The following is a 7,488-nucleotide window of genomic DNA, read 5'->3' as shown; positions in this document are numbered from 1 at the left end:
ATAACGTCGGCGTGGTGATCTCGGCGGTGCTGCTCAGCTCCATCGTGTTCGCGTTGGCCGGCATGATCAACGCCATCTTCGCCAAGAACTTCGATCAGATTTCTTTCATCCCGACATTCGTGCTGACGCCGCTCACTTATCTCGGCGGCGTGTTCTACACCATCAAACTGCTGCCCGACTGGGCTCAGCACATCTCTCACGCCAACCCCATCCTCTACATGGTCAACGCCTTCCGGTACGGCTTCCTCGGCGTCTCCGACGTCGACGTCCGCCTCGCGTACACCATCATGATCGGCGCCGCCGTCGTGCTGTACGCCAGCTGCGTGTGGTTGTTACATCGCGGCGTGGGGACGCGGGAGTAGCGTTAGCCACGCCGTCATGAAGAAGATTTCCTCGGGCTTTACGTTCTTTCATAAGAAGATATTCCCGCTGTTCTGGTTCGGGTTCATCGCCTTTTTCCTGGCGAACGTCTGGACCCTTGGTGAGGACCTGACGAAGAATCCGGTGTTCATCGTGGTGCCGATCTTCATGCTGCTGATCGGCTTCGTGATCCTGAAAAAACTCGTCTGGGATCTCATGGACGAGGTCTACGACGGCGGCGACTATCTGTTGGTGAAGAATCGCGGCGACGAGGAACGCATTCCTCTGAGCAATATCATGAACGTCAGCGCGTCGACGTTTACCAATCCGCCTCGCGTGACTTTGCGACTGGTACGTCCCGGCAAGTTCGGTGAGGAACTGACGTTCTCCCCGATCAAGAAATTCTCGCTCAGCCCGTTCGCGAAGCATCCGATGATCGACGATCTGATCCGGCGTGTGGATCAAGCCAGAGTCATGCGAGCTGTCGATCAACGCGTGGGGCGTTGATGCTCTGGGTCTGACGGTGCCGTCGGGCGGCGTTCGCTCTTCGCCTCCGGTGTAATGCGCTCAGAATCGTTGGCGCAGACCGCCGACTGCCGAACTTCACGTGACATGCGAGTTGCGACTGCCATGCCTTGAGCGCTGAGCAAGCAGATCAGCGTGACCAGCATTGCAGGCATCAGGGCCAGAGCAACGGCTTGCCGGCCCCGCTTCACCTTCACACGCCCGAACACTTTTTGCCCCGGCGGCGGATAACGGCGAGTGGCAATCGAATAGATGGACGAGCGCGCCGTCATCGCCACCATCAACACCGCTCCAACCAGCGGTGCGCCGACCAACGCGCCATAGAGCAATAAAGTGGATCCGGGAATACCGAAGAGGGTCACGCACGGCGCGTCGATGGCCAACAGCCGGAAGCGTGGCACGGCCCAATACAGTGCGCCGAACATCAATATAGAAAGCACGCCATACAAAATCTGTAGGCGGCGCCGTTCCTGGGGCGAGTATTGAGGCGCGAACTCCGGTTCCATAGTGGCCGCGACCATCGGCCAGCCGCGACCTCCTGTCAAGGATCGCAGTAGTTGCGGCGATCGAACCCGATGACAAAACAATTTCACTAAAGCGCGCAACACCTCATCGCGCCGTTATGATGCGCACCTCGCGAGTCACGAAGGGATCGAGATTCCATGAAAAAGATCATGCTTGCGGTGCTCGGTGTGGCGATGGTGCCGTTGAGTCATGCGGCGGATCCGGGCAACACGCGGATGTTGTCGAGCCCGGCCGTGCACGGGCAGAACCTGGCATTTGTATACGATAACGATATCTGGCTGACCTCACTCGCGGGTGGCAGCGCAAGGCGTTTGACGCAAGCGCCAGGCCGAGAATCAGCACTTCGCTTCTCGCCGGACGGGCAATGGTTGGCATTCAGCGCCAACTACGGCGACAACACCGATGTATACGTTATGCCGGCCCAAGGCGGAGAAGCACGCCGGCTCACATGGCATCCAGGCCGCGACGTCGTGGTCGGCTTCACTCCCGACGGACGTGTGTTGTTTCATTCCGAGCGCGGTCGATTCGTACCGCAGACTGCGCAGCTCTACTCGGTCGCGGTGAAGGGCGGTGTGCCCGAGCGCCTGCCGGTGCCCTTTGGTACCAAGGCAGCGTTGTCCGCTGACGGCCGCACGCTGGCGTACCTGCCGAATCGCGAAGTCTTCCGTCAATGGAAAAACTATCGCGGCGGCACGCAGAGCCGGTTGTGGCTGATGAACATGAGCGACTACTCGGTGAAGGAGCTGGAGAAGCCGGCCGGTGGCAGCAATGACACCGATCCGATGTGGGTCAACGGCGCGTTGTATTTCAGCTCGGATCGTAACGGTGAGTTCAACCTGTACCGTCAGGACGCGAGCGGCATCACTCAGCTCACGCAGCTGAAAGACTTCCCGGTCACCGATCCCAGCACGGATGGCTCGGGCGTCATCGTGTTCGAACACGGTGGTTATATACATCGACTCAATACCGCCGACAGCACGGTTCAGCAGATCCGTATCTCGGCGCTCTCCGACCTGATCGAGACTCGGCCGCGGCTGGCCAGCGATCCCAAGTGGGTGCGCGAAGCGGCGGCCTCGCCCGATCTCAAGCGCATGGCGTTCAACTATCGCGGCGAGATTGTCACTGTGCCGGCGGAGAAGGGCGATGCTCGCCAGCTCACTCGTTCTACGGGAGCCAACGATCACTCGCCGGCGTGGTCCGCCGATGGCAAGCAGATCGCTTGGTTCTCCGACGGCAGCGGCGAATATGAGTTGCTGCTCGCCGATCAGGACGGCAAAGGTCAGCCGCGTCGCTACAAGCTGGCGGGCGCTGGTTTCTATGATCGTCCGCTGTTCTCTCCCGACGGCACTCGCATCGCTTATCGCGACAACAGCCAATCGCTGTGGGTGACGGAGCTGACTACTGGCAAGAACATCAAGATCGCTTCCGAGCCCGTCTACACGCCGCTGAATCTGATGCGTGCCAACTGGTCGCCGGACTCTCGCTGGCTCGCGTACACGGTGCAGGCGGCGGGCTTGATCCAGACCGTGAATGTTTGGTCGGCGGAGAGCGGTCGCTCCATTCAAGTGACCGATGGCTTGTCCGAAATGGCCGAGCCGGTGTTCGATCCGAACGGCGAGTTCTTATATGTGCTGGCTTCCACCGATGCAGGGCCGCTGAAGGATTGGTTCTCGCAGATCAACATCGACAGCCCGGTGCGCTATGGCCTGTATGCCATCACGCTGCGGCAGGATGGGCCAAGTGCAGCGCCTCCGCAAAGTGATGAGGTGACAGTCAGCACTGCGCCGGAACCTAAAGACACTGCCAAGGAGGCCGCGGCGAAAGATTCCAAAGCCAAAGGCGCCGACAAGCCGCCGGTCGTGCGAATCGACGCTGTCGGTATCGAGGATCGCATCGTCGCACTGCCCGTCGGAGTCGGTGCACGTCATGACCTCCGCGTCGGTGCCAGTGGTGAGATCTATTTCATCGAAGGTTCGGGCGCAACGGCGCAGGAAGCGCTCAGCACGCCGGGTGAGTTGAAACGCTTCACGCTCGAAAAGCGCGAAGTGAAGACGTTGGCCAGAGGGGTGGATGACTTCCTGTTGGCTCGCGACGGCAAACGCATTGGCTATCACGTCGGCGCGGATTGGTTTGTGACTGACGTTGCCGATGAGTTGCCGCCGGGCAAAGGCAAGCTGGCTCTTAACACCGTCAGCGTCGCGGTGAATCCGCGTGTCGAATGGGCGCAGATCCTGGATGAAGCTTGGCGCATCAATCGGGACTTTTTCTATGCCGACAACTTCCACGGCGCCAATTGGCCGGCGATGCGTGAGAAGTATCGAGCGTTCCTGCCGGACCTCGCGACGCGCACGGATCTCGAACGCGTGATCGAGATGATGTTGAGTGAACTCGCTGTCGGTCACAGCTTCCAAACGCCGGGCGACAGTCCGTTCAAGCCGGCCAAGGTTGCTGTCGGTCTGCTCGGTGCCGACTATGCGATCGAGCGAGATCGCTATCGGTTCAACAAAATTCTCGGTGGCTTGAACTGGAATCCAGATCTGCGTTCGCCGCTGCGTGCGCCCGGTGTGTACGTCAAGTCCGGCGAATATCTGTTAGCCGTCGATGGCATGGACCTGCGTGCACCGACCAGCGTGTATTCGTTGTTCGAGAATCGCGTAGATCGTCAGGTGCGCATCACCGTCGGCCCGAGCGCGGATGGCAAGAATTCACGTGATGTGATCGTTGTGCCCATCGCTGATGAAACATCGCTGCGCTACATGGATTGGGTGGAAGGCAATATTCGCTACGTGTCCGAGAAGAGCGGCGGTCGGCTTGCGTATGTGCACGTGCCCGACACGGCTAACGGTGGCCACACCATGTTCAAACGCTATTTCTATCCGCAATCGCAGCGTGCCGGCATCGTGCTCGATGAGCGTTACAACCGCGGCGGCCAGATCGCCGACTACTACATCGACATTCTGCGCCGTCCGCCGATTTCCCATTGGAAAATGCGTTATGGCGAGGACTTGAGCAGCCCGCGCGGTTCCATTCAAGGTCCGAAGGTGTTGCTCGCCGACGAGAACGCCGGCTCCGGTGGCGATCTGTTGCCTTGGATGTTCCGACATTTCGAGCTCGGGCCCATCGTCGGTAAGCGCACCTGGGGCGGCTTGGTCGGCATCCTAGGCTATCCGCCGCTGATGGATGGCGGCGGTATCACATCCCCGAACCTCGCGTTCTGGACGGAAAAGGGATACGGCGTGGAGAACGAAGGTGTCGCGCCGGATGTGGAAGTGGAGCAGTGGCCGCGTGACGTCAACGCTGGCCGCGATCCGCAACTCGACCGCGCTATTCAGATCGCACTGGATGCGCTGGCGAAGAATCCACCGACGCCTGCGAAGGCGCCGCCGTTGCCGGTGCGGGTGAAATAATGGCCGAGCGCGGTTCACGGCCGAGCCGCGCAGCCTGGATTTTCGGGCTGCTGTTTGTGGTCGTCGGTGGCATTTTCGCCATCGGGTCCTGGGGCGCGTATCTGACCGATTCGGAAATCGAACGAACCGGTCTGCGCGCCGAAGGGCTGGTGCTGGACAAGTTCGTCCTGCGTAGCCACGACGGCGATAGTGACTTCGTCGTCAAGTATCGCTTCCCGCTCGCCAGCGGCGAATCGATGGAAGCGTCACACACGGTCAGCAAGGGTCTTTGGACGACCTATCGCAAAGGCGAGACGGTGGAGATCCTTTACTCGTCCACCAACCCGAACCGAAATTTTCCGAAGGGCAGTGGCGTGACTTCGATCGGGTTGACTGCCTTCATCTCGACGATGGGCGCGTTGTTCGCCATCTTCGGAGCGGCGCTACTACGCGGCTATTTCATCGCTCGGAAAGGATCGGAGTAGCTGGCTCACGCCGCCACGCATTTCTTCACGGTGTCCAGCGTTCGCGTTGTGATGTCCGTTCCGAACGTCTTTTCAATCAGTCGCATGAACTCGGGCGAGCCCGGCGTCGGTACATACGACACCAGCACCTCTTGACCACGCACGGCCAAGATCCTCGCATCGTTCAACTTGATCGGTAGGGTGAGCTTTGCCGTTGGAGTTGCGCGAAGAAACGTGATGACGTGCTTCGACTTCGGCGGCAGCTTGAACGAGCCGTAAGGGTCAGCGTCGATCAGCTCTTGCAATGCTTTCGTGGCACGCACGATGGTCAGGAACGTGCGGTCCAAGTTTTCTTCCATCGCCTTCTCGGCCTGCCGTGCTAACGCAGTCTCCGATTTAGCGCGCGAGTCGAACACCACATTGCCGCTGGAAAGAACGGTTTTCACATTAGTGAAGCCAGCGCTTTCGAAGGCCCGTTTCAACTCGGGCATTTTCGCATTCATCGGGCTCACGCCACGGAGGAAGGCAACGTAACGAGGCATCGAGGGCTCCTGTGCTGCACCCCGCTAATCATAGCGGCTCGGCGATGGATCTTCCGGCCTCTGTCTGGGTCGTCTATGCTTGCCTCGGCACAGGATCCGCACTCCGCCGAATAACTCATTGCCTCGGGGGACTCATGGACCAAATAAACATTTTTGCCGTGATCGTCGCTGCTGCCTCGAGCTTTCTGGTCGGTGGTCTTTGGTACTCGGCCATTCTTTTTGGCGCCGTTTGGAATCGGGAGAACGGTTCTGCCAGCAAGGCAGGCAAGGGCGGGCATCCGGCGCGCGTCTTCGGTGTCAGCTTTTTGTTTTCTTTGATTGCTGCCTTCGCGTTCGCCTGTTGGCTCGGCCCGGACGCTTCGCTTCAGGAAGGTGTCACTCGTGGGTTGCTCGCCGGTTTCGGCATGGTCGCTGCGAGCTTCGGTATCAACTATCAGTTCGCGAATCGCACCCCGTTGCTATGGCTCGTGGATGGCGGCTATCACACGGTTCAGTTTGTTTTGTTCGGCGTCATTCTCGGCTTGTGGCACTAGCTCGCGATAGCGATGGCCCACGCCGTTAACCACAGGCCGAGTCCGAACACGGCATGATTGATTAGGCTGTGCAGTCTCGCCGATCCCGGGCGCGGCGTTCGCGACGCAGCTATGCCTGCACCCATTCCTGGTTGCATCAGCAGGAATGGCGCGAGCACCGTGCCGATACCGAACACCAACGCAGGTGTTAGCGTCGGTTTGCTCAGCCATGTGACTCCCGTGATCGCGATCAACCCCGCGGCAAACGCAATGCCGATGGCGTAGTGGGCGCCCCAGCCGAGAGTGCGCTCTCCTATGATTGGCGCCGCTGCCGCGATTCGGTCGTGACGAAACTTGCCGCGTGCCATGTGGCCGATCCATCGGCCGACCATTCCGTAATCCGGCGCTGGCACGCCCAGCAGTGCTTTGCGTGCCAGGCCCCAAGCGTCTGTGATAAGGGTGGCACCCACTCCCGTGAGCACAAGTGCGAGCAGATGGTTCATCGGTGGTTCCGGGTCTTTCCATTCTCGAGTCTGCTTGGCAGAGTGCCACTTCAAGTCGACTTGAGGTCAAGTGGAAATGGACATTGCCGAGGTAGCACGACGATCTGGCGTTCCCGCGTCGACCCTGCGCTTCTATGAAGAAAAACGCCTGATTACTTCAGTCGGGCGGCACGGGCTGCGACGCGTGTTCGCTCCTGCCGTACTAGAGCGCCTGGCCCTGATCACCCTCGGGCGCTCCGCTGGCCTGTCCTTGGATGAGATCGCTCAGATGTTCGCACCCGACGGCAAGCTGCGAGTCGACCGAAAGCTACTCGCCCTCAAAGCCGACGAATTGGATGCCACGATCCACAAACTCACCGCCATGCGCAACGGCCTTCGCCACGCCGCCGTGTGCCCCGCGCCAAGCCACATGGAATGCCCAACCTTCCGTCGCCTCCTCGGCCTGGCCGCGTCGGATACGAACTTGAAGAGAAAGCGGGGGAAATCGTCGAAGAAGCGTGCCGGTGTGACAGCAACAAAGCCGTGACGTATAAAGAAACGCGGGCTTCAGTGAGGAGATATCGTGCGTACGTTGATCATCATTGTGATCGGGCTGGCCATCGCTGCGGCGGTAATGCGCTTTGTGCCGGTGGCGCACCGGCTACTGGCGGCGGGCGTGTTCACGGCTGCGT

The 7,488-nt window shown here is 60.1% G+C and carries 9 protein-coding genes; 6 read left to right on the top strand and 3 right to left on the bottom strand.

The window, feature by feature from the left end; all coding sequences use genetic code 11:
- On the top strand, positions 1-362 hold a 362-nt coding region (locus JNL55_RS28735; RefSeq protein ID WP_293862773.1), incomplete at its 5' end, for an ABC transporter permease.
- 16 nt (positions 363-378) lie between these two features.
- Positions 379-867 carry a hypothetical protein gene (locus tag JNL55_RS28730; protein ID WP_293862771.1) on the top strand — a complete coding sequence of 163 codons (489 nt, stop codon included), beginning with the start codon at positions 379-381 and terminating at the stop codon, positions 865-867.
- Here JNL55_RS28730 and JNL55_RS28725 read toward each other — a convergent pair.
- On the bottom strand, positions 849-1,406 hold the full coding sequence (locus JNL55_RS28725; protein WP_293862769.1) for a hypothetical protein: 558 nt from the start codon (positions 1,404-1,406) through the stop codon (positions 849-851). The genes JNL55_RS28730 and JNL55_RS28725 overlap by 19 nt on opposite strands.
- Positions 1,407-1,547: 141 nt before the next feature.
- On the opposite strand from JNL55_RS28725, the gene JNL55_RS28720 reads away from it, so the two are divergent.
- Both JNL55_RS28720 and JNL55_RS28715 read left to right on the top strand, forming a co-directional pair.
- Positions 1,548-4,817, top strand: coding sequence for a S41 family peptidase (locus JNL55_RS28720; RefSeq protein ID WP_293862767.1), 3,270 nt, complete (start codon positions 1,548-1,550; stop codon positions 4,815-4,817).
- Positions 4,817-5,281: a DUF3592 domain-containing protein gene (locus JNL55_RS28715; RefSeq protein WP_293862765.1), complete on the top strand. Its 465-nt coding sequence runs from the start codon at positions 4,817-4,819 to the stop codon at positions 5,279-5,281. Before JNL55_RS28720 ends, JNL55_RS28715 begins: the two co-directional genes overlap by 1 nt.
- A 5-nt stretch (positions 5,282-5,286) precedes the next feature.
- On the opposite strand, the gene JNL55_RS28710 is transcribed toward JNL55_RS28715, so the two are convergent.
- Positions 5,287-5,802 carry a DUF1697 domain-containing protein gene (locus JNL55_RS28710; protein WP_293862763.1) on the bottom strand — a complete coding sequence of 172 codons (516 nt, stop codon included), beginning with the start codon at positions 5,800-5,802 and terminating at the stop codon, positions 5,287-5,289.
- A gap of 134 nt (positions 5,803-5,936) precedes the next feature.
- Here JNL55_RS28710 and JNL55_RS28705 point away from each other — a divergent pair, with 134 nt between their 5' ends.
- A complete protein-coding gene (locus JNL55_RS28705) occupies positions 5,937-6,335 on the top strand; it encodes a DUF1761 domain-containing protein (RefSeq protein WP_293862761.1) in 399 nt (132 codons plus the stop codon).
- Here JNL55_RS28705 and JNL55_RS28700 read toward each other — a convergent pair.
- Positions 6,332-6,817, bottom strand: a complete 486-nt coding sequence (locus JNL55_RS28700; protein ID WP_293862759.1) for a DUF2938 domain-containing protein — start codon at positions 6,815-6,817, stop codon at positions 6,332-6,334. The two genes, JNL55_RS28705 and JNL55_RS28700, sit on opposite strands and share 4 nt — an antisense overlap.
- Before the next feature lie 76 nt (positions 6,818-6,893).
- On the opposite strand from JNL55_RS28700, the gene JNL55_RS28695 reads away from it, so the two are divergent.
- A complete protein-coding gene (locus JNL55_RS28695; protein WP_293862757.1) occupies positions 6,894-7,343 on the top strand; it encodes a helix-turn-helix domain-containing protein in 450 nt (149 codons plus the stop codon).
- Positions 7,344-7,488 lie beyond the last annotated feature (145 nt).

It is taken from the genome of Steroidobacter sp. (genome assembly GCF_016790065.1).
In the GTDB taxonomy this organism is placed as follows: Bacteria; Pseudomonadota; Gammaproteobacteria; order Steroidobacterales; family Steroidobacteraceae; genus Steroidobacter.
This window is presented reverse-complemented; position numbering and strand designations above follow the sequence as displayed.

What these genes read in the sequence shown, in the direction of transcription:
- JNL55_RS28695 (WP_293862757.1), top strand. Translation starts at nt 6,894, where the DNA reads ATGGACATTGCCGAGGTAGCACGACGATCTGGCGTTCCCGCGTCGACC.
- JNL55_RS28700 (WP_293862759.1), bottom strand. Translation starts at nt 6,817, where the DNA reads ATGAACCATCTGCTCGCACTTGTGCTCACGGGAGTGGGTGCCACCCTT.
- JNL55_RS28710 (WP_293862763.1), bottom strand. Translation starts at nt 5,802, where the DNA reads ATGCCTCGTTACGTTGCCTTCCTCCGTGGCGTGAGCCCGATGAATGCG.
- JNL55_RS28705 (WP_293862761.1), top strand. Translation starts at nt 5,937, where the DNA reads ATGGACCAAATAAACATTTTTGCCGTGATCGTCGCTGCTGCCTCGAGC.
- JNL55_RS28730 (WP_293862771.1), top strand. Translation starts at nt 379, where the DNA reads ATGAAGAAGATTTCCTCGGGCTTTACGTTCTTTCATAAGAAGATATTC.
- JNL55_RS28715 (WP_293862765.1), top strand. Translation starts at nt 4,817, where the DNA reads ATGGCCGAGCGCGGTTCACGGCCGAGCCGCGCAGCCTGGATTTTCGGG.
- JNL55_RS28720 (WP_293862767.1), top strand. Translation starts at nt 1,548, where the DNA reads ATGAAAAAGATCATGCTTGCGGTGCTCGGTGTGGCGATGGTGCCGTTG.
- JNL55_RS28725 (WP_293862769.1), bottom strand. Translation starts at nt 1,406, where the DNA reads ATGGTCGCGGCCACTATGGAACCGGAGTTCGCGCCTCAATACTCGCCC.